This window comes from Psychrobacter sp. JCM 18902 (assembly GCF_904846615.1).
GTDB lineage: Bacteria > Pseudomonadota > Gammaproteobacteria > Pseudomonadales > Moraxellaceae > Psychrobacter.
On the sequence record NZ_CAJHBK010000001.1, the window covers coordinates 1,834,391 to 1,854,638 of the forward strand.

The window sequence follows — 20,248 nt, forward strand, 5'->3', positions numbered from 1 at the left end:
GCTAAGGCACGAGCATTATCTTCAATTTGCGCCTTGTCTGAAACGATTTGATCAATCAGCAGTGCCTATTTGTGAATGTTCAACAGACCCTAATATGTCCTAATATCTTATTGAATTCAACCACCTTAACATCTTCTTAACAGCATACTTGTTACTGTAAGGCATTACACTCCTTACCATCCTGTTGAGAAGTACTTGTATGTCAATATCTCAAGCCGCCAAAATCGATGCGCCTAAAGCTAATAAAAAAAGCCGCTCCCTAAGCAAGCTCTATAATCGCGAGATTAATCTCAATCATCTGATCATAGTTGTTGCTCTGTACTTAGTAGCGACGGCGAATATTGGCTTTTTTGAGCAGGTACTCAGCGTTTATCCATTGAGCACAAACGCGGGCTTCATTTTTTCCATCATAGGCTTATTATTTGGGCTGATGTGGTTGGTGTTGTCACTGCTGTGTTATCGCTCAACGGCAAAAGTAGTGCTTATCATAATGGTGCTGATTGCAGCTATCTGTGGTTACTTTACCGACGCCTACGGGACAATATTTAATCGTGATATGCTCATTAACGGCTTACAAACCGATCAAGCAGAAGCCATGGGATTAATGGCGCCCAGTCTATTTATTCGCCTGTTTTTATTAGGTATAGTGCCTGCTTTTATGATTGGTAACATTCGTCTAAAGCGATTGTCTTGGCAACAAGCAACCCTTAAAAAATCAGTCACCCTATTATTATCTATCGTATTGATAGCGGTGTGTCTGGTACCATTTGGTGACCAATACGCCAGCTTTTTTCGCCAGCACAAAATAGTCCGTAGTTATGTCAATCCTATTACCCCTGTTTATTCTGTCATCAAACTGGGTACTGATTATATCGCTGAGCGCCGTCGTCCCGATACGCTAATTCCTCATGCCACAGATGCAAAACGCAGCATTTCGTTTAACACTAGCAACAGCGCTGTAAAACCTAAGTTGATGGTATTTGTAGTAGGAGAAACCGTTCGCGCTGACCATATTGGCTTAAACGGTTATGAGCGCAACACTACGCCTTTGCTTTCAAAACAATCAGACATCTACAGCTTTAAAGACGCCTCGTCATGCGGCACATCCACCGCCTATTCAGTACCCTGCATGTTTAGCTACGCCAATAGAGAAAATTATGACCCTGATAGCGCTAGCTATAATGAAAACGTGCTCGATACGCTACACAAGCAAGGCGTCAATGTCGTTTGGCGAGACAATAACTCTAGCGCCAAAGGAGTGGCTGACCGCGTAACTTTTGAGGATTATAAAACAGTCGCGCTCAATCCAGATTGTGATATTGAGTGTCGAGATATAGGTATGCTTGATGGTTTTGATAAACTGGTTAAGTCAGGCAGCTCACAGAAAGAGACATCTAAAGACACACTTATTTTGCTGCATCAAATGGGCAATCATGGACCCGCCTATTTTAAGCGTTACCCTAAAGATTTTGCAGAATATCAGCCCGTCTGTATGACCAATGAGCTATCAAAATGCGACAACCAATCGGTTATCAATGGTTATGACAATGCCATTCGTTATACAGATTATTTTTTAAATAGCGTGATCGACACCTTAAAACCCTATGAGCAAGATTATGAGGTGGTGATGGTATATATTAGTGATCATGGAGAAAGTTTGGGCGAAAACAATATTTACTTGCATGGTCTGCCATACGCTATTGCGCCAAATGCACAAAAGCACGTGCCAGTGATTATTTGGTCACCGACTGGCAACGGCATTGATAGCAGCACTATTGCTAACAGTAGCCTAGCTAACATGATTGATCAGCCCGTATCACATGATTTTATTACGCCAACCTTGCTTCAGTTTTTTGGTATCACCACTGACGAAACCAAAGCAGCACCCACCTTTTTTAAAGTGGATAATTGAATTCTTTATCATCGCTCCGCCTTTTTAGGTAATAATACTCATGTACAAGATACTCATCATTGAAGACAATCCCGATATCGTCGCCAATATTTATGCTTTTTTTGAGCCGAAAGGCTTTGAGCTAGACAATGCCCATAATGGCATTAGTGGCTTAACGCTCGCATCGAATAATCGATATGACGTCATCTTGTTAGATGTCATGCTGCCGGGTATGGATGGCACTAAACTGTGCAAAAAGCTCAGGGAAGAGCTGCATGACAAAACGCCAGTATTGATGCTGACCGCTCGTGATACGATTTTAGATAAAGTGGCAGGCTTCGATAGTGGCGCTGACGATTATCTAGTTAAGCCTTTCTCATTAGTGGAATTAGAATCTCGTATTAAGGCTCTCATACGCCGACATAAAGATGATCATTTTGAGCATGGTTTAACTGTTGGCACGTTGTCTTTAAATCATAGTGAGCATACGATTACACGTGAAGGTAAGTCGCTAAAACTCACACCAACAGGCTTCAAAATACTACATACCTTAATGAGTGCGGCGCCGCGCGTGGTTAGCAAAACCGAGCTGGAAGAAAAGGTGTGGGGCGAAGACATACCAAGCAGTGATGCACTGCGCACTCACATGCATGGGGTCCGTGCGCAGGTAGATAAGCCGTTCGATAAAATCATGATAGTCACGTTGCCCGGTGTCGGTTATCAGATTATTGATCCTGATAAAGCCTAAAAAATCATCGTCTGATGTCCTTATTTGACTTTCACTGTCTTTCATATCGTCTTTCACAACGAAGTAAACACCATGTTTAATATCGACTCCATCGCCAATAAGTTTCGACTCTCCTACTTGTTATTTGCCCTATTACTGTGTGCCACTTTCGTCAGTATTTTCATGTATGCAGAAGTCAGAATGGAGCAACAGCTGGTCAAAGCTCGCTTATTGCAACAGTTAGAGCTTAGCCAAGAAAAAGAAGGCGATCAGCCTATTTATAGCGCTGAACCGGGTATTAAAATTTATCGCTTCGATAACGCACCGAGCAATCTGCAAAAACTGGCCACCCAAACCGTACAAGAGATGCCCGTCACTGTCACCACTAAAAATGGTCAATCGACGACAGAGTTACATTTTTTTAATTATAAAAAAGACAAAGAAAACTACATTTTAACTTACTTAGAAAATACTGAAATGGTGATGGGGAATTACCCTGTTTTGGCCATATTTGAGCATTTAGAAGACATATTTGCCAACGCCCTAAAAGTAGCGGTCATTTTGAGCTTATTGATTGCAGCGATATTTTCATCGCTGTCCTCCAAGCAAATCATTAAACCTTTATTAGACTTAAAGCAAGCCGTAGAAACAGATCATCGCAACTTGACGGAATTGACGCATCTGCCCTCCGAGGTCGGCGTGTTAGCACGCGCAATCGATGAAAAAAACCACAAACTTGAGCAGTACCTAAAACGCGAGCAGCTATTTACTGGTGATGTCAGTCACGAGCTGCGCACGCCTTTGACGATTATCATGGGGGCATCAGAAGTATTGTCCTCACAACTAGAAAACGATCCTCACTTGAGCGCATTTGCCACTCGTATCAGTACGACCGCCAAAGAAACCTCGGAGATTATCAGCGCCTTATTATTGCTGTCTCGTGCTCCTGAAAAACTGGATGCACCGCCAACGTCTATCAATGACATCGCGTTAAATGAAGTACAGCGCTTAAATTACTTGCTTCGCCATAAGTCAGTCACCTGTAAAATAGTCGCAGAACAGCTGTATGTCGCACACGTACGACCTGAACTGCTAAAAATGGCACTGGGTAATTTGATAAAAAATGCGTTTCAGTACACCGATGAGGGTGAGGTCATCATCACTATCGATGCTGAAAAAATCACCGTCACTGATACTGGTCTAGGTATTCCTGAGGTGATGATGCCGCTGCTATATGAGAGATTTGAGCGTCTAGAGCAGCAGTATAAAGACATCTCATTGGGTACAGAATCGTCATCGGCAGCTGACGCCCATTATCCAGTAGAAGGCACAGGCTTGGGACTCAGTATCGTACAGCGCATCATGACACATATGGGCTGGCAGCTTACCCATAAAGTCAATCCGTTAGGTGGCAGTACCTTTATCATCAATTATCATTAGAGAATATCTCTATTTTAAAAAAGCTTAACGTTTTCTTAATGCCTGCCCGCTTATACTTAGGGCATGTTGAACATTCGACCATGGTTAAATAATTAAATTATTAACATTTACAGCATACCTTGATATTAATAGACTGTGAAGCATTTGATATGAATAAAGCAAACCCTATTAATCTTGAAGACCAGTCGGCCAGTCGTGGGGTTTTAAGCCCAATAACAGGCAAAAAACAACTGCTATCCCATAGCTATGCCAGTGAGGCCAAGGGTAAAACAGGATTTTACCGCATTATAAAAGCCGCTGGTTACTCTCTGGATGGCTTCAAAGCAGCTTACAAATTTGAGGCGGCTTTTCGACAAGTATTTTGGCTCAATCTCATATTATTCACGGCTATTATATTGTGCCCTTTTACTATCAGCATCAAAATGCTGCTGGTCGTCGCCTCTTTCTTATCGTTAATTGTCGAACTCATTAACACTGGAATCGAAGCCAGTGTCGATCACACATCGACCGCCAAGCATCCACTGGCAAAGATAGCCAAAGATGTTGGCTCTGCGGCGCAATTTTTGGCATTAATGCTGCTATTTATCTTGTGGATGATGGCATTATTGAGTGTTGTATTTTGAAAACATATTCAGCCAATGGAGTCTGGCTTAAACTCCTATGCTTGACCATCATAGCGACACTGCTGTTTGAGCACAGCCAATTAGACATTCATATTAGTGAGCTTTTTTACACTAATGGACACTGGCTACTAGAAAAAGGCACACAACCTTTTGCCTTTATTTTTTATGACTTGCCTAAATTGCTACTCATCTTGCTTGGCATTTATCTCATAGCCGTTCTAATTCTGAGACATAAACAGAATTCAGACATCAATCTGGTAATAAAAAATGCTCAGTACGATAAATTGCTCACGCCTTTATCCACGCGTGAAATAGGTTATCTACTGCTTGTTTTAATTGCCGTTCCCAGTATGATTGCGCTACTCAAAGGTGTCACTCATGTCAGTTGCCCCAATCATTTAATACTGTTTGGTGGCGACTTGCCTTATCTAAATATTTGGCAAAATATAGTCGCTAACACGCCTGCTAAGTGCTTCCCAGCAGCTCATGCCAGTGCAGGATTTTCTCTGTATGGCTTGACATTTTTACCCACTCTGCATCAGTATCGCTATAGAATATTTGAAATAGTCACGGTCGTAGGATGGACGATGGGACTGTATAAGATGCTGTTTGGTGATCACTTTTTTAGTCATACATTAGTATCGATGCTACTGTCATTGACCATAACCTGCGCGCTTGCAACGCTATTTTTTAAATCTCCAGTAGCGAATAAAGCCAACAGTATCAATGCTAATGGCAAAAAAACTGATGCGGCAAGCTTTCAAAAATCGTCGAAAACCCAATCTTAGCTGTTGAATAATAGCCAAATTAATAATGATATTGTTATAAAAATAAAGCTACTAAGCATTTGATAAATAATGTATAAATAGTTATTGCTGACTGACTTAACATTGAGTAACAGCATGGATTGCGCTCGTCGACGACGTTCTTTATTTATCAATAGAACGCAAAGGAATGTAGCTATGAGCATCCTATCTTTTATTCTAAAAAAATCACATCTCTACCCTTCACTGACATTGACATTGGCACTGCCATTACTAATAATAAGCGCTGCACATAGCAGCCATGCCGCCAGTTATACCATCAATCCTGCTGGCACCCATGTGCGCTTTGCCATTGAACGCTTCCAATTCCCTGCTACTGCCGGTGGCTTTTATAATGTTCAAGGTCAACTGCAATATGACTCAAGTTTAAAAACTGGCAATATCTCCTTGGTCATTCCGATCAGCTCTCTAAATACGGGAAATAAAGCATTTAACCAGACTTTGACAGGCCCTAGCTTCTTTGATATGCAACGCTTTCCGTTGGCACGCTTTGATTCTAACAAATGGTATTTTAGCCAAGACAAATCACGCCCAATGGTCACAAAAGTAGACGGTCATCTAACGCTGCATGGCGAAACCCACCCTATTAGCTTAACAGCGACTAAGTTTGACTGTTATCTACACCCTACGCTCAAAAAAGATATTTGTGGTGGGGATTTTACGGCGATGATTGATCGCACCAAATGGAATATCGATAAATATGCGTGGTTTGGCGTTACTAAAAACCTTCACTTAAACATTCAGGTCGAGGCAACCAAACAGTAGCAGTCCTTATCAGTATTAATTTTATGACATTAATTTTTATAGAACTGCTTTTTTAGAGCCTATCCTCATTTTAAAAATGGGCTAAAAATAGCTAAACGTGCTGAGGCGGTACGGAATACGTACCAACCACATGAGCCACCATGTCGCGAGAGCCTTCAGAATAAAGCGCAACCTCGCCAACGATTAGCGTGCGCCCAACTTTCATCAACGTACACTCAGCGATAATACGTGCTTCTGCTGAGGGTTTACGCAAGAAGTTAATGGTCAAGCTCGTCGTCACCGTTAATGGCACAATACCTATTTTACCAAGTATCGCCACATAGAGAGCCACATCAGCGATGCTCATCAATACTGGTCCAGAGACCGTACCACCGGGACGCAATTCATTGATACCAATATCGTGTGATAAAGTCGAGCGATTGTCACCGACTGCCTCGATGACACATTTGGTTTGTGGAAATTCCAACGCCATAAAGGCGACAATTTCTTCTTTGGTTGCAGACATATCCCTTCCTTGGATTTTATTATCCTTAATCAATGCACCACTGGCGTACCTTCTGTACTAAATGCAAAGCCTTTATTGCTAAAATTACCAATCATCACCGCCTCAATGACAGGCTTGACCGTCTCGTCTATCCCTTCGACTTCGATGATAAAGTTGGCGCCCGATCCGCCTTTATCCTCTTCTTTTTCGACGATATAATTGAGCGTGGCCATTGCTGGAAGCTCAATCGGTTTGTTTAAATAGGATTTGATAAAGGTTCCATCAGTGCCATAGTAGTCAATTTTATTGATATACAGTGATTTTTTTAGCGTGATATTGCGTACACTCAAAGTCGCTGATAGCAATACTTTACGATTGTCTCTGTCGGTATAAATGTCAGAATAAATGGGCACATAAAAGGTTTGTTTATAGGCAAACTGGCTACGATCAACCGCTGTTGTCATCTCCAGCTCTTGAATGGGGTCTTGATGTTTTTCTGAATACAACACGTTCGGGTCTTGCGGCGTCTGATCACAGCCTGACAACAACGCCATCGTCGCAAGCAACAAGATGGATATAGTGCGCTTACTCATAAGTTTCCCCTTTGCCTTTTCATGTCACGGCTGTTGCAAATGTTTATTTGATTTTTACACCGACACTACGCAGAAACTCGTTGATATGCTTGTTAGCACCGTAGATGACCAATACGTCTTTATCTTGCAATACTTGCTCAGGCGCCGCCAAACCTTTAATACTAGGCTTACTTTGCGTACGACCAAAGCTGTCTTCATAATACTCATAGCGCAGGGTACTAAGCAATCGAATATTAAACTTTTGCTCCAATTGCAAGTCATCAACAGTCTGACCAATCAACGACTTGGGAATACTAATCTCTACCATACTGAAATGATCACTCAGCTCAAACGAGTCGACGAAATAACGTAGCGACAGCCGTTTGGCCCAGCGATTAGCCGCCTCTTTTTCAGGGTGAATAAGGTCGTCCACACCGATAGCTTGCAACACTTTTTCGTGCAGTGGATTGATACTGCGACTGATCAAACGTTTCGCTTTTAGGGTTTTAAATAATGCCGTCGCCATGACGTTTGCGCCTTGGTCTTCACCGATTGCGACAATAACGATATCGGTGTCGACAATCGGTAAACCATTGACGGTATATTCATCTGTGGCATCCATACATATGGTGTGAGAGATGACTTCCTTATACGCCTCAACCTTTTGCATGCTACTGTCAATGGCAATCACTTCGTGCCCCTGACGGGTCAACGCCATGCCTAGCGATGAGCCAAAGTTACCTAACCCTACGATGATATATTTCATAACCTTATCAACCTTTTTCAGTATTTTTTAATGATGAAATGGCTTATTTACGACCATTTAATTGATCGTGATTTCTTCAGTTGGATAGCGATAATTGCGCTGGCGTCTATTTTTAAGTAGGGCAATAAAGATGGTCAACATGCTGACGCGCCCAACAAACATAATGACTGACACCACCATTTTGCTAAAATCTGATAACTCTGTCGTCAAATTCAGACTTAATCCCACCGTGCTGTAAGCTGAAAAACACTCAAAAACCACCTTGATTAAATCAAGCTCCGGTTGATCATAGCTGATGAGCGTCACGCCCATACCGATGACCAACAAGGACAGCCACATAATAGAAAATGCACGGCGAATCGAGATGTCAGCAATCTGGCGCTTAAAGACCTCAACATTGGTCTGACCACGTGCCAAACTCAAAGTATTTAATAGTGCAATCGCAAACGTACTGGTTTTGATACCACCGCCCGTCGAGTTTGGCGAGGCACCAATCCACATCAAAAATATCGTCAACATCATCGTGGGAAACGCGAGTTCACCCATGTCGATGGTATTAAATCCTGCAGTTCGCGGCGTGGCAGCAGTAAACAGCCCTGTGACAAGCTTACCGAAAAAACTGCGATGGTCTGCCAGCACATTGTTATATTCAAATATCATCACACCGATGAGACCTACCAACAATAAAGCGCCCGTCGTAATCAAGGTTATGCGGCTATTAATATTGAGCAACCATGGTCGATAAATATAACGCTGATCATGGCGATATATCAGGCGCTCGGCACGATCACGTAAATAACGCAGCACATTGACCACAATGACAAAACCCATGCCACCAAAGATAAAAGTAGTGGCGATAATCAGTTGTAATGGATAATTAAAACGTAGCGCGTCATCATACATGCCAGCGCTAAATGTAGAAAATCCAGCATTACAGAACGCAGAAATCGCATGGAAAACAGAGAAGAATAACTGCTCAGACCAATCCATATCCGGTATGTCATAAATGCTAATGTAAATGAGTGCCGCAGCCGCTGCCTCAACGGCAAACGTCACATATAAGATGGATTTGAGGGTCGATACCACATCACCCATGCCGCGCATGTAAGACATCTCACTGATGCTCGCCTGCGTCTCATAACTGACACCGCCCTTAAAGAAATAACTAAAATACGTCACAAAAGTCAAAATACCCAAGCCGCCGATCTGTATCAGCCCCATGATAATGACTTGCCCAAAAGTTGTGAAATAAGTCGCCGTATCTACCACGATGAGACCAGTCACACAGACAGCACTGGTCGCGGTAAAGAGCGCATCAATGAAAGACAGCGGCTGCGTCGTTGCATTGGGCATCATCAGTAGCAATGCACCGACCAATACCAATGACAGGAAGCTTAAGATAAAAAACTGTGCAGGGTTTAGAAAGGTACGATTGAGATTAAAATCGTGGTCAGATATTTCACGAATAAAGGTCACAAAGACGGCAATTTTGATGGCAACGAAGCCATCAACAGCGACCGACATCCCAGAGCGCACCAAATCAGTGAAATGCGCTACCAGTAAAATGACAATCGCGATACTGGTCAGTAAGTCAAAGACCGCGACTTTATTTAGGGTCAGTGGCTTTTTGCTATAGAGGTAACGCCCTGCCGTCACAACAAAGCCTAAAAAAATAATCGCCAGATAAAAAATATGGAAAACCTGTTGTAGCCACATCGGCAGCGTGAAACCACTGTCTAATAAAGCAATGGCTACGCCGATAATACTAATGACAATCGTGACATTATTTAACAATCGATAACGCTTGGCTGCATGCATTGCCCTAATCCATGATAGGAATAACCACGATATTTATACTCCTTTTTTGTGTTACTCACAAAAACTGATTTCAGATAATCGTAACCAATTATGATGCGCTGTTGAACACTCATACCTAGCCACGCTGATTGCTAAAATGGCTGTAGATAAATTATATAGTCAAAGAAACATAAAACCGATACGATTGTATTATGGTGCTACTGGTACAAATTTTACTTGCTTGCTGTATTCACAGAGGCTGCGAAAATTTTATCCCAGCAGCACTGTAGCGATTTAAAAATACTTTGACTATAGATTGGCAGTAACGGTAATATTTACGTTCTAAAGAGGTTTTGTGAGGTTGGATTAGATAAAAAATGATTATTGTGAGGGTTGCATAGTGGCATTTCTACATAGCGACATTTCTACATGGCTACATTTTTGGATAGTTGCAGTGCAAACATATGCTCTAGTAGGGTCATTAGTCTATAGGTTGGCGTATTTATGAGCGCTATATCCCAATAATCATCTTTACGTAGTTTCTGTCGATGTGGTCGCCATTTTCACCCCGCCCCATGTCACCAAACCAACGCCCAGTGCGATCAATGAAGCACCCAAAAACAGCCCTTCTGGCGGCATCTCACCCTGCAAAAAAATAGCCACTGGCACACCGACAATTGCACCAACCGAGCCTAATAAACTTAATAAAACAGGACCACCGGTTTTTTGTAGTAAAAACAACAATAAGAATTGACCTGCAAATACGGCGGCTTGTATGCCAATCAAACCTAGCGGCACCAAGTCTAGCGGCATATCAACTGAAAAATTAGGCAATACACTAAATGACAGCAGCAACAGCGACGCCGCGATTAGCATACCTGGCGCGAGTGCACTAGGCGACGCTTTATCAGGCCAGCGTAAGGTGCGATATATATTACCAATAGCCAGTAATACTGGACCGCAAAGCGCGATCAAAATCCAAAAAGTACTGGCGTCTGGCGTCGAAAACTTACGCGCTGCCAATACTCCTGCGCCAAGAAGCGCCGCGGCCACACCCAAAGCGCGGACGATATTAAATCGCTCCATCCTCAGTGCCAATGCGCCAAGATAAGTCAGCAATGGTGGAAGCGAGATAATGAGCGCGACGAAACCTGCACCCACATGTGGAATAGCAGAAAACAGTAGTAAATTAGAACCTGCAACACTGATGAGCGCGGCCACAAAATAGTATTCAAAGCTACGCGCATTTAAGGGAGGTAATTCGTGCCGTATGAAGGCAACGATCAATAAAATAGCAGCAGCGCCCGTGATGGACCAAAAGAGAAATGCCAGTGGTGTAATACCTATCTCACCAGCATATTTTGCCAAATTGGTAGAAATACCAATCAGACCTCCTCCGCCTAACAAGCAAGCAAAAGGGATGAGCCATGTGCTGGTGTTGCGAGAAGCTTGCTGTTCTGAAGACTCACTCATCAACTATCCTATTGGATGGTGACGCTGATGACGATACCGCATCAGACAAACCTAAATCTAAACCTTGTACTGCCTTATGTGCTGCGTCAATAGCACCAGCAATATAACCGGGGAATGACTCTGACCATTCACTAGCGCTGCCCGTTAGGCAGTCTTGCCATACCCCTCTATTTGGCTTGGCGTTCGGTGCGACAGCATGTTGACCTGAGCCACTGGCATCAGCAGGCGTCGCGGTCAATGAATCTTGCGCCCAGTCTTTCAAATATTCAGCCGTTGGCGTCTCTGCCTGTGCGCCAAATAAACGTACCAACTGCGCGCGGCAATGGGCTTTTAGCTCTGTTTCTGAGACGCTTTGACGGACGTGAGCAGGAACACCAAAGAAGCCAAACAATGCACCTTCGCCCTCTACCAATGAAGCATCATGAATCTCAGTAAGTGGCCCTATTGCACTTCGCGCTGACCCTGATAATCCTTGATTGCGCCAAAAGGGTGAATCATAAACCGCCACATATTTGGCATGTGGCGCCATCCATGTCGCGGTCTCTTGCCATTCTGTTATCAACGGCTGTGGTAAAGCAGGTTCAAACTTGATGTTACTCGCCGCCAAACGAGGCGGTAGCGCAAGGAGCACATGTTGCGCGTGATAAGTAGTTATTTGACCAGCTGTCATCTGTTCAGCGCTGTATTCGCTCTCTATGTCGATATAGTGATCAGTCTTGATTACACGTTTTACAATTTGCCCCGTGATAATGCGCGTAGGATTTAAACGCGCATACAGAGCATCAATGAGCGATGCCATACCACCGACGAGGCGCATAGACGGTGGCGAGCTTTGATAGCCTTGGGTACGGATAGGCAGCTCATTGGCAGCACGTTCAACCATCATGTCGCCGTCCTCGAACTGCGCAAAACGTGGTAAATTCAACATTTCAATAAGGCTGCTCAACTGCGGCTGATACTCTAGCCAAAACCACGATGGCCCTAAGTCGAAGCCATCGTTTGATTTTTCATTATCGACACTTTGATTACTAGCATTCTGATCTACTGATGATTTCGCAACAGCGATGCGCCCGCCCAATCTATCACGCGCCTCAAGCAATATATAATCGATGCCTCGTTGCTCTAACAAAAACGCTGCATATAAGCCACTCAAGCCACCACCGATAATTGCAATAGGTAGGTTTTGCATAACAAATCATTCCTGCTTAGTTGAAGCTATTCAGTATTGAGATTATTCAGCCAACAACTTGGTAAGCAGCTCGTCTATCTCAACCTTAAACTCTTTATCTTCAATCTTATTAGCCGTGATTTTGGCATTTTGTAGACTGGTGATGGCAGCGGCTTTTTCGCCCATTTCCATCTGTAACACTGCCATAGAAAAAGCAATCGACGACAGATGATCTTTTGAATTGATCGCAGTCGCTTTGGCTAAGGCCTTGTCATAAATAACTAAGGCTTCGTCTAAATCTTCGGTAAAGTCAGCCAATGTTTCCCACTGTTCTGGATGGTCTTTATCGGTGTTTTCATTATCATTACAAATGGCTTCTAATTCGGCATAAAACCCATCAAATGCTGCTTGATTGCCTATACGATCAGCTTCCAATAACTCTTCAGCTAAGGTATAAATTGCTTTATAAATTTTGGTATTAATCATTGCTCATAACCTTTTATGAATTAGGATCTATGGTACTTGTTTTTCAGCCAATAGTACTTGGCGAATATTACTTGGTAAACAGTGCTTAGCTGGGATTATAACGCAATTCCACTAGCCAAAATGACTGACACAAAAAAAGGATGCGATAGTCGATATCACACCCTTTTTATTCATCAAACTACTAATTGTTTTTTATCTGCCTAAAAGCTCATTATTTTGGTGGTTTGATCGACCATTAACGCCCCGATGTCAGCAGGATCAGCCGCACTCACGCCGTCAATCAGTGCCGATTGGTCAATACCCTTACCCGGTAGATAAAGTGCACAAACCTCAACCTTGGTATTGGTATTCTTCATGACCATTTGCATCAAACCCTGTGGGCTCATATTTTTAGGCGGTTGCGCTGTGGTCACACTTTTGGGTGCGTCACGGAGTGCCATATCACCGGCTGGACCGCAGAGTAACACTCGAATATTGGCACCTTGCTGTGCGGATTGCATAGTTAGCACCATCGACATGAGCTGCACTTGAGCATCGTCTGATGTCACATTAATCAACACCGATGGCGTCGGTTTTTTATTATCTGGAATGACGTCACTCTTTTGTGACATAGCATTGGTCGCTGTACAGCCAACCATCAGTGAGGCGGCGCTTATAGCAAGTGCAGTAGCAACTATCCGTTTCATCATCTTCTCCATTTATCAACAATCATTAAAATCATCGTCATTAAACTATACACTAAAATATATTAATAAAATGTATAATATTATTTATGATAAGAAAGTTATGATAAGAAATACAATCTGTGGCGTGTCCTCATTTTGAGAAGAAAAGAATACAGCACTGCGATCAACTCAATTCGCGCCAGTGCAACCACAACCGCGTATCAAGCTCAAACTGATGATACTCAGGCTCCATATGACAGCATAATTGATAAAACGCTTTGTTGTGCTCATGCTCTTTAAAATGCGCCAACTCATGCACGACAATCATGCGCAGAAACTCAGGCGGTGCTTCTTGAAATAAGCTCGCTACCGTGATGCTGTTATGCGATTTTAGCTTACTGCCCTGTATGCGAGACTGGGTGGTATGAATACCTAGCGCATGTTTGAGAACCGTTAATTTACTGCTATAGCTGACATTCGATAACTGTCCCACTTTGCGCATATATTGGTTTTTTATCTCATTGATATACTGATAAAGCGCCTTATCACTTTTTATTTGGTGCTGAGTGGGATACTTTTTTTCTAGATATGCGCCTAATTTACCATCGCTAATCAGCAATGCCGCTTGGGTCTGAACTTGCTCAGAATAATGAGCGATGTACTTTAATGTGGTCACAAACTTATCCTTTGCTAATATTTCGAAACTGATAACCCGAAACGTATCTTTATATATTTTACCCTATATCTACTTATTTTATTTTTCATAAAACAACCCCATAAGCTGCATTCAACTTATGGGGTTGTTTGTTACGATGTTTTTACTTAAGTGTTTTTACTTAAATATTCAGGACGCGTTGATAAATCAATTAACGCTCTAAATGTAGATACTGCAAATGGCGCTCGTACTGATTTAAGATATCGACCAACACTTGCTCTTTGGAGTAACCTACCAAGTCATACTCTTGTGAGCCTTCACTTAAGAACACTTCCGCACGATAATAGTACTCTGCATTCTTAGTTGATGTGCTCAATGTAAAGTTAGGACGCTCCGCTTTAATCAAATTCACTTCATAAATAAAGTCGTCTTCATCACCGTGTCCAACCCGTAATTTTAGACCATCTATTTGACCGCTACTCTCATCCATGCCTTTATCTATATCTTGTCCGATATGTTCAGGGTTACGGATGTCCAAAGAGGTTTTTAGACCGCCTGCCGCAAATTCTTTTTCAACTTCCGTCATGGCAGGTCTAACCACATTTTGTAAAAAGCGTTCAACTTGTGCATGTCTAGGGAAACTGACAATACGTTGCAAGCGTGCTTTCCAGCTCTTACCACTATCAAGCACATTAGCCGTACCAATCGTACTGGCTTTGCGTTTATTGCCTTCTTCTTTTAATGATCTCCACATCGACACCATATAGAGTACAAGAATGAGCGAGAATGGCAAACCTGCAATGACAGATACTGACTGCAATGACGCAAAGCCACCTGCAAATAATAATCCTAAAGTGATAAGACCCGTTGCTGCTGCCCAAAACAGGCGCAACCAAACAGGAGCATCAGTGTCATTGGTCATGCCGCGTGAGCTCAAGTTCGCTAATACTAAAGCACCCGAATCCGCTGAGGTCACAAAGAATACTAAACCAATGACCACACCAGCGAATGATAAAACGTCACTGTAAGGAAAATACTCAAACAAGGCAAACATACCCATGGCGGCGTCATTAACAGCGATTTCACCAAGCTCAGTGGCACCATTAGCAACCAAATCTATCGCTGAATTACCAAAGATAGAGAACCAGGCAAAAATGAAACCAAGCGGAATAAACATCACACCAAAGACAAACTCACGCAAGGTACGACCACGGCTAATACGTGCGATAAATAGACCAACAAACGGTGCCCAAGCGACCCACCATGCCCAGAAAAAAATTGTCCAGCCTGATTTCCAGTCGGCACCAGCAGTACCGTCATAGGCATATACATCAAAAGTTTTAAAGAGAATGGTTTGGAAATATTGACCGATATTTTGGGTAAAGGTATTCAGCAAATACACCGTATTACCCATCACCAATATGGCGATTAATAGTAATATCGACGATAGCATATTAAATTCAGATAAGCGGCGGACGCCCTTTTCCACACCTGTCATCGCCGAAATAGCTGCAGCAGCAACGACACCTACAATAATAAGCGTCTGGACTGTTTTGCTAGATTCAATACCGAAAACATGGGTCAATCCAGCATTGGCTTGCAATACGCCGATGCCTAAGCTGGTCGCAATACCCATCAAGGTACAAACAACACCAAAGGTATCAATACCATCGCCAAGCCAGCCTTTGATCAAGCGCTCGCCAAAGATAGGCGTCAGTGGTGAACGCAGCGCCAATGGCATGTTTTTACGATACGCAAAGTACGCCAATGCCATACCGATTAAGGCATAAATACCCCAACCATGTAGCCCCCAATGTAAAAAAGTTTGCGCAAGTGCTTCACGCATGGCTTCTGCACTGGCAGGCTCCAGCCCCGTATGCGGCGTCAAATAATGCATCAATGGCTCAGAGGCACCAAAAAACAATAAATCAATGCCGATACCCGCGGAGAACAGCATCGCCGCCCATGCTAGGAAAGGAAACTGGGCTTTTTCGTGGTCTTGCCCAAGCTTGATGTCGCCGTATTTAGAAAAACCAACAAATAGTGCAAATATACTATAAGCGGCAACCACCAGCATGTAATACCAGCCAAAACTCTCTGATACCCATGCCATGCTTGAGCTTAATAATGTCTCACTATAATCTGGAAACGCAATCGTCCAGATAATTAATAAAATAGAAATAATAGCTGAACCTAAAAAAACCGTCTTGTTTAGAGTCAGGGGTTTCGTCGCATCTTTTGATGGCGAGCTGTACATAAAAGACCTCAATAGGTAAATTAAACAGGGTCTGATATTGATTTGTCCGTCATAACTTAATGACTGTATGACGCACAAAGCAGTACCAATAAATGAAAACTGCGATGTAAATAAAAATTTAAATGACAATCAAAGGCAGCCACAACAGTATTAAAAATACTTAATACATTAGCGCTGATGAAAAAGACCTTTGCGTGGAAAGGTCTTCTTATTGGAATTGCTTATATATTTCATTGCCTAATAGCTCATATAGCTCTTTAGACAGTAGAGTGGTAAGCGCGCATCGGCTCAGTTCTAAGCGGTGCACCATTGGCAACGTAATAATCTACGGTCGAGCGTGGTAGCTGCTTGCCGCGCATCTTATCGACGATTTTTTCGGCAAGCATAATGGTGGTGGCGTTTAGATTGCCACTGATGATATTTGGCATAATCGACGCATCAACGACGCGCAAGCCATCGATGCCGTGTACGAGTCCTTCGCCATTGACGACTGAATCATTACCTTCACCCATCGCACAGGTACACGACGGATGATAAGCCGTTTCGCTATGATTACGGACATATTCGTCTAGCTGCGCATCAGTCACCAAATCATCGGTTGGCGCAATGGCGCGACCACGATAAGGATCGAGCGCTGGCTGATGCATAATTTCACGGGTGATACGCATTGCCGCACGGAACTCGTGCCAGTCTTGGTCGTGAGACATATAGTTAAATAAGATACTCGGATGCGCGCTTGGGTCTTTTGAGGTCAGCTTGACGCGACCACGACTTGGCGAGCGCAATGAGCCCACATGCGCTTGGAAACTGTGCGACTTCACGGCACTACGACCATCGTAGCGCACTGCTAATGGCAAGAAGTGGTACTGGATATTAGGATGGGTAAACTTCTCATCGGTACGAATAAAACCGCCACCTTCGAACTGGTTAGAAGCCCCAAGCCCTGTACCATTGAATAACCATTCCGCGCCAATCGCTGGCTTATTCCACCATTTATTGGCAGGCGCAATCGACACTGGCAGCTTACATTCATACTGCATATACAGCTCTAGATGATCTTGTAGGTTATTACCAACGCCGGATAAATCCAGTATTTCTGTCACACCCAAATCTTTGAGCCATTGACCAGGACCAATACCAGAGCGCTGCAACAGTTGCGGCGAGGCAATAGCACCCGATGAAACAATCACTTCACGAGACGCATGAAAGTTCTTAGTCTGACCTTGATGCTCGACTTTGACACCGACAGCACGTTTGCCTTCGAATAAAATAACATCAGTAAGCGCACCCGTTAAAATGGTGATATTGCTACGTGGTTTGGCACGGTCGAGATAACCACGAGCCGTTGAGGCACGGCGACCATTGGGCGTGACGAAACGATCCATTGGCCCAAAACCTTCTTGTTGATAGCCGTTTAGGTCTTCGGTACGCGGATAGCCCGCTTGCACGCCCGCTTCAATCATGGCTTGAAACAGCGGATTAACCCCAGGCTTTGAGGTGGTCATCTCAACAGGACCGCCCACACCGTGATAGTCATTTTCGCCAGCGTCACAATTTTCTAACTTTTTGAAATACGGTAGGCAGTCCGAATACGTCCAATCTTCTAGGCCTTTTATTTTTGCCCAATCGTCAAAATCTAAAGCATTACCACGGATATAGCACATGCCATTAATTAGTGATGAGCCGCCAAGCCCTTTGCCGCGACCACAGTCCATGATGCGATTATTCATATAAGGCTCAGGGTCGGTTTTATAACCCCAGTTATAAGTCGTTCCTTGTAACGGCATCGCGAGTGCCGCTGGCATCTGCGTGCGAAAGTCTAAGCGATGGTCCGGACGACCCGCCTCTAACAGCAACACCTTAATGTTGGCATCTTCGGTCAAGCGTGTAGCCAGCACATTTCCTGCTGAGCCTGCGCCGACGATGATGTAGTCATATTCAGGTGTGGTTGATGTCATAAAACGCTCCATAATATTAAAAAAATCCATCATTTCATATCAGTAAGGTGGTGCCAAAAGGACAAATTATCCTTAATACGCCAACCTTACTGTTTTAAAAATTTTTACCGTACAACTGCTTAAAATACCGATTCAAACGCGCCCAATTCGACTTGGATAGATTTAGTTTGAGTATAATGCTCAAGAGCTTCAATACCGTTTTCACGACCAATACCCGAATGCTTATAACCGCCAACTGGCATTTGCGCAGCTGACTCGCCCCACGTATTTAACCAGCAAATACCGGCTTCAATCTGCGCAATCACGCGATGCGCGCGTGTTAGATCCGCAGTCACAACTCCTGCAGCCAAACCATACTCGGTATCATTGGCGCGGCGAATCACTTCTTCTTCAGTCTCATAAGTCAATATCGACATCACTGGACCAAAGATTTCTTCGCGCACGATGGTCATATCGTCGCTGCAATCCGTAAACACAGTCGGTGCGACGAATGCGCCATTTGCCAATTTGCCTGTTGTGATACGTTCACCACCCGTCAATAGACGTGCACCGCTAGCCTTACCTTGCTCGATATAACCAAGCACTCTTTCCATATGTGGGAAGCTGACCAATGGACCCATATTAATATTTTCGTCCATCGGATCGCCCAATTTAATACGCTCGACACGCAATAATATGGCTTCTTCAAACTTGGCTTGTAAGGCATTAGGGATAAACACGCGCGTGCCATTGGTACAGACTTGACCACTGCTATAGAAGTTCGCCATCATCGCAATATCAGCGGCGGTATCGATGTCCGCATCATCAAATATAATCAAGGGCGACTTACCGCCAAGCTCCAAGGTCACGTCTTTGAGCGACGAAGATGCGGCACTTGCCATCACTTTTTTACCCGTTGGTACGCCGCCCGTAAACGATACCTTTGCGATATCAGGATGCTGAGTTAACGCTTCACCGACTTTATAATCGCCTTGCACAACGTTAAAGACGCCATCTGGCAGACCCGCTTCTGTCAATATTTCTGCCAGTTTTAGCGCAGTTAGAGGCGTGATTTCAGAAGGTTTAAAAATCATCGCATTCCCAGTGGCTAAAGCTGGTGCTGCTTTCCACATCGCGATTTGAATCGGATAGTTCCACGCGCCGATACCTGCGACGACGCCGAGCGGCTCGCGGCGAGTATAGACAAAGCTAGTATCACGCAATGGAATCTGACGACCTTCAATCATCGGCGCAAGCCCTGCGTAATACTCAACGACATCAGTACCAGTCACGATATCGACATATTTGGTTTCAGAGAGCGCTTTGCCCGTGTCTTTAGTTTCAAGTAACGCGAGTACATCGTTGCGCTCACGTAATATCGCAACCGCCTTTAACAATATACGACTGCGTTCAACCGCGGTCATCGCCGCCCAAACTTTTTGACCTTTTTGTGCTGCTTTTACCGCTTCATTAATCTGCTCACTGGTCGTTTGCTGAACGGTAGTTAACACTTCACCCGTGGCTGGATTGATGTCTTCAAAGGTGGTTAATGAGTCATCGACAGCCAAATAACAGCCATTAATATAAGCGGTTTGAACCTTCTCTAAATTAATGATGTCTGTTAAGTTGCTTAGGTCTGTTTTTGAATCTGTCATGCGGTGCTCCTATTAACGACTGGCAAAAGCCTTATAAACAAGCTAATGCTAAATAATGTCGTC

18 protein-coding genes are annotated in these 20,248 nt (G+C 43.6%); 6 read left to right on the forward strand and 12 right to left on the reverse strand.

Annotated elements, in window-relative coordinates; translation table 11 throughout:
- The first annotated feature begins 199 nt into the window (after nucleotides 1-199).
- From JMY05_RS07465 to JMY05_RS07490, 6 genes are all read left to right on the forward strand, one after another.
- Complete coding sequence (locus JMY05_RS07465; RefSeq protein WP_201614694.1) at nucleotides 200-1,912, forward strand: phosphoethanolamine transferase; 1,713 nt, start codon at nucleotides 200-202, stop codon at nucleotides 1,910-1,912.
- A gap of 40 nt (nucleotides 1,913-1,952) precedes the next feature.
- Nucleotides 1,953-2,639: a response regulator transcription factor gene (locus JMY05_RS07470; RefSeq protein WP_045447165.1), complete on the forward strand. Its 687-nt coding sequence runs from the start codon at nucleotides 1,953-1,955 to the stop codon at nucleotides 2,637-2,639.
- Between the two features lie 72 nt (nucleotides 2,640-2,711).
- Nucleotides 2,712-4,058: a sensor histidine kinase gene (locus tag JMY05_RS07475; RefSeq protein WP_201614696.1), complete on the forward strand. Its 1,347-nt coding sequence runs from the start codon at nucleotides 2,712-2,714 to the stop codon at nucleotides 4,056-4,058.
- 149 nt (nucleotides 4,059-4,207) lie between these two features.
- Nucleotides 4,208-4,681, forward strand: a complete 474-nt coding sequence (locus JMY05_RS07480; protein ID WP_201614698.1) for a diacylglycerol kinase — start codon at nucleotides 4,208-4,210, stop codon at nucleotides 4,679-4,681.
- Nucleotides 4,678-5,469, forward strand: a complete 792-nt coding sequence (locus tag JMY05_RS07485) for a PAP2 family lipid A phosphatase (protein WP_227678132.1) — start codon at nucleotides 4,678-4,680, stop codon at nucleotides 5,467-5,469. The genes JMY05_RS07480 and JMY05_RS07485 overlap by 4 nt, the downstream gene beginning before the upstream one ends.
- Before the next feature lie 174 nt (nucleotides 5,470-5,643).
- Entirely contained in the window at nucleotides 5,644-6,270 is a 627-nt protein-coding gene (locus tag JMY05_RS07490) for a YceI family protein (protein WP_045447168.1), read from the forward strand.
- A 91-nt stretch (nucleotides 6,271-6,361) separates the two neighbouring features.
- Here the strand turns inward: JMY05_RS07490 and JMY05_RS07495 are convergent, their stop codons facing one another.
- From JMY05_RS07495 to betB, 12 genes are all read right to left on the reverse strand, one after another.
- Nucleotides 6,362-6,775 (reverse strand): PaaI family thioesterase, encoded by a 414-nt coding sequence (locus tag JMY05_RS07495; RefSeq protein ID WP_045447171.1) that lies wholly within the window; start codon nucleotides 6,773-6,775, stop codon nucleotides 6,362-6,364.
- A gap of 29 nt (nucleotides 6,776-6,804) precedes the next feature.
- Nucleotides 6,805-7,347, reverse strand: a complete 543-nt coding sequence (locus JMY05_RS07500; protein WP_045447174.1) for a DUF3124 domain-containing protein — start codon at nucleotides 7,345-7,347, stop codon at nucleotides 6,805-6,807.
- Between the two features lie 43 nt (nucleotides 7,348-7,390).
- On the reverse strand, nucleotides 7,391-8,092 hold the full coding sequence (locus tag JMY05_RS07505) for a potassium channel family protein (RefSeq protein ID WP_045447178.1): 702 nt from the start codon (nucleotides 8,090-8,092) through the stop codon (nucleotides 7,391-7,393).
- A gap of 57 nt (nucleotides 8,093-8,149) precedes the next feature.
- A complete protein-coding gene (locus tag JMY05_RS07510) occupies nucleotides 8,150-9,910 on the reverse strand; it encodes a TrkH family potassium uptake protein (protein ID WP_045447180.1) in 1,761 nt (586 codons plus the stop codon).
- Between the two features lie 510 nt (nucleotides 9,911-10,420).
- Entirely contained in the window at nucleotides 10,421-11,362 is a 942-nt protein-coding gene (locus tag JMY05_RS07515) for a DMT family transporter (RefSeq protein ID WP_045447183.1), read from the reverse strand.
- Nucleotides 11,355-12,551 carry a flavin monoamine oxidase family protein gene (locus JMY05_RS07520; RefSeq protein WP_201614700.1) on the reverse strand — a complete coding sequence of 399 codons (1,197 nt, stop codon included), beginning with the start codon at nucleotides 12,549-12,551 and terminating at the stop codon, nucleotides 11,355-11,357. Before JMY05_RS07520 ends, JMY05_RS07515 begins: the two co-directional genes overlap by 8 nt.
- Nucleotides 12,552-12,593: 42 nt before the next feature.
- Entirely contained in the window at nucleotides 12,594-13,016 is a 423-nt protein-coding gene (locus JMY05_RS07525; protein WP_045447186.1) for a hypothetical protein, read from the reverse strand.
- A 200-nt stretch (nucleotides 13,017-13,216) separates the two neighbouring features.
- On the reverse strand, nucleotides 13,217-13,705 hold the full coding sequence (locus JMY05_RS07530) for a hypothetical protein (protein ID WP_201614702.1): 489 nt from the start codon (nucleotides 13,703-13,705) through the stop codon (nucleotides 13,217-13,219).
- 160 nt (nucleotides 13,706-13,865) lie between these two features.
- A complete protein-coding gene (locus JMY05_RS07535) occupies nucleotides 13,866-14,357 on the reverse strand; it encodes a M48 family metallopeptidase (protein ID WP_045447188.1) in 492 nt (163 codons plus the stop codon).
- A 190-nt stretch (nucleotides 14,358-14,547) separates the two neighbouring features.
- A complete protein-coding gene (betT, locus tag JMY05_RS07540) occupies nucleotides 14,548-16,593 on the reverse strand; it encodes a choline BCCT transporter BetT (RefSeq protein WP_201614704.1) in 2,046 nt (681 codons plus the stop codon).
- Nucleotides 16,594-16,850: 257 nt separating this feature from the next.
- Nucleotides 16,851-18,551, reverse strand: a complete 1,701-nt coding sequence (gene betA, locus JMY05_RS07545) for a choline dehydrogenase (protein WP_201614706.1) — start codon at nucleotides 18,549-18,551, stop codon at nucleotides 16,851-16,853.
- 119 nt (nucleotides 18,552-18,670) lie between these two features.
- Complete coding sequence (gene betB, locus JMY05_RS07550) at nucleotides 18,671-20,185, reverse strand: betaine-aldehyde dehydrogenase (protein WP_201614708.1); 1,515 nt, start codon at nucleotides 20,183-20,185, stop codon at nucleotides 18,671-18,673.
- Nucleotides 20,186-20,248 lie beyond the last annotated feature (63 nt).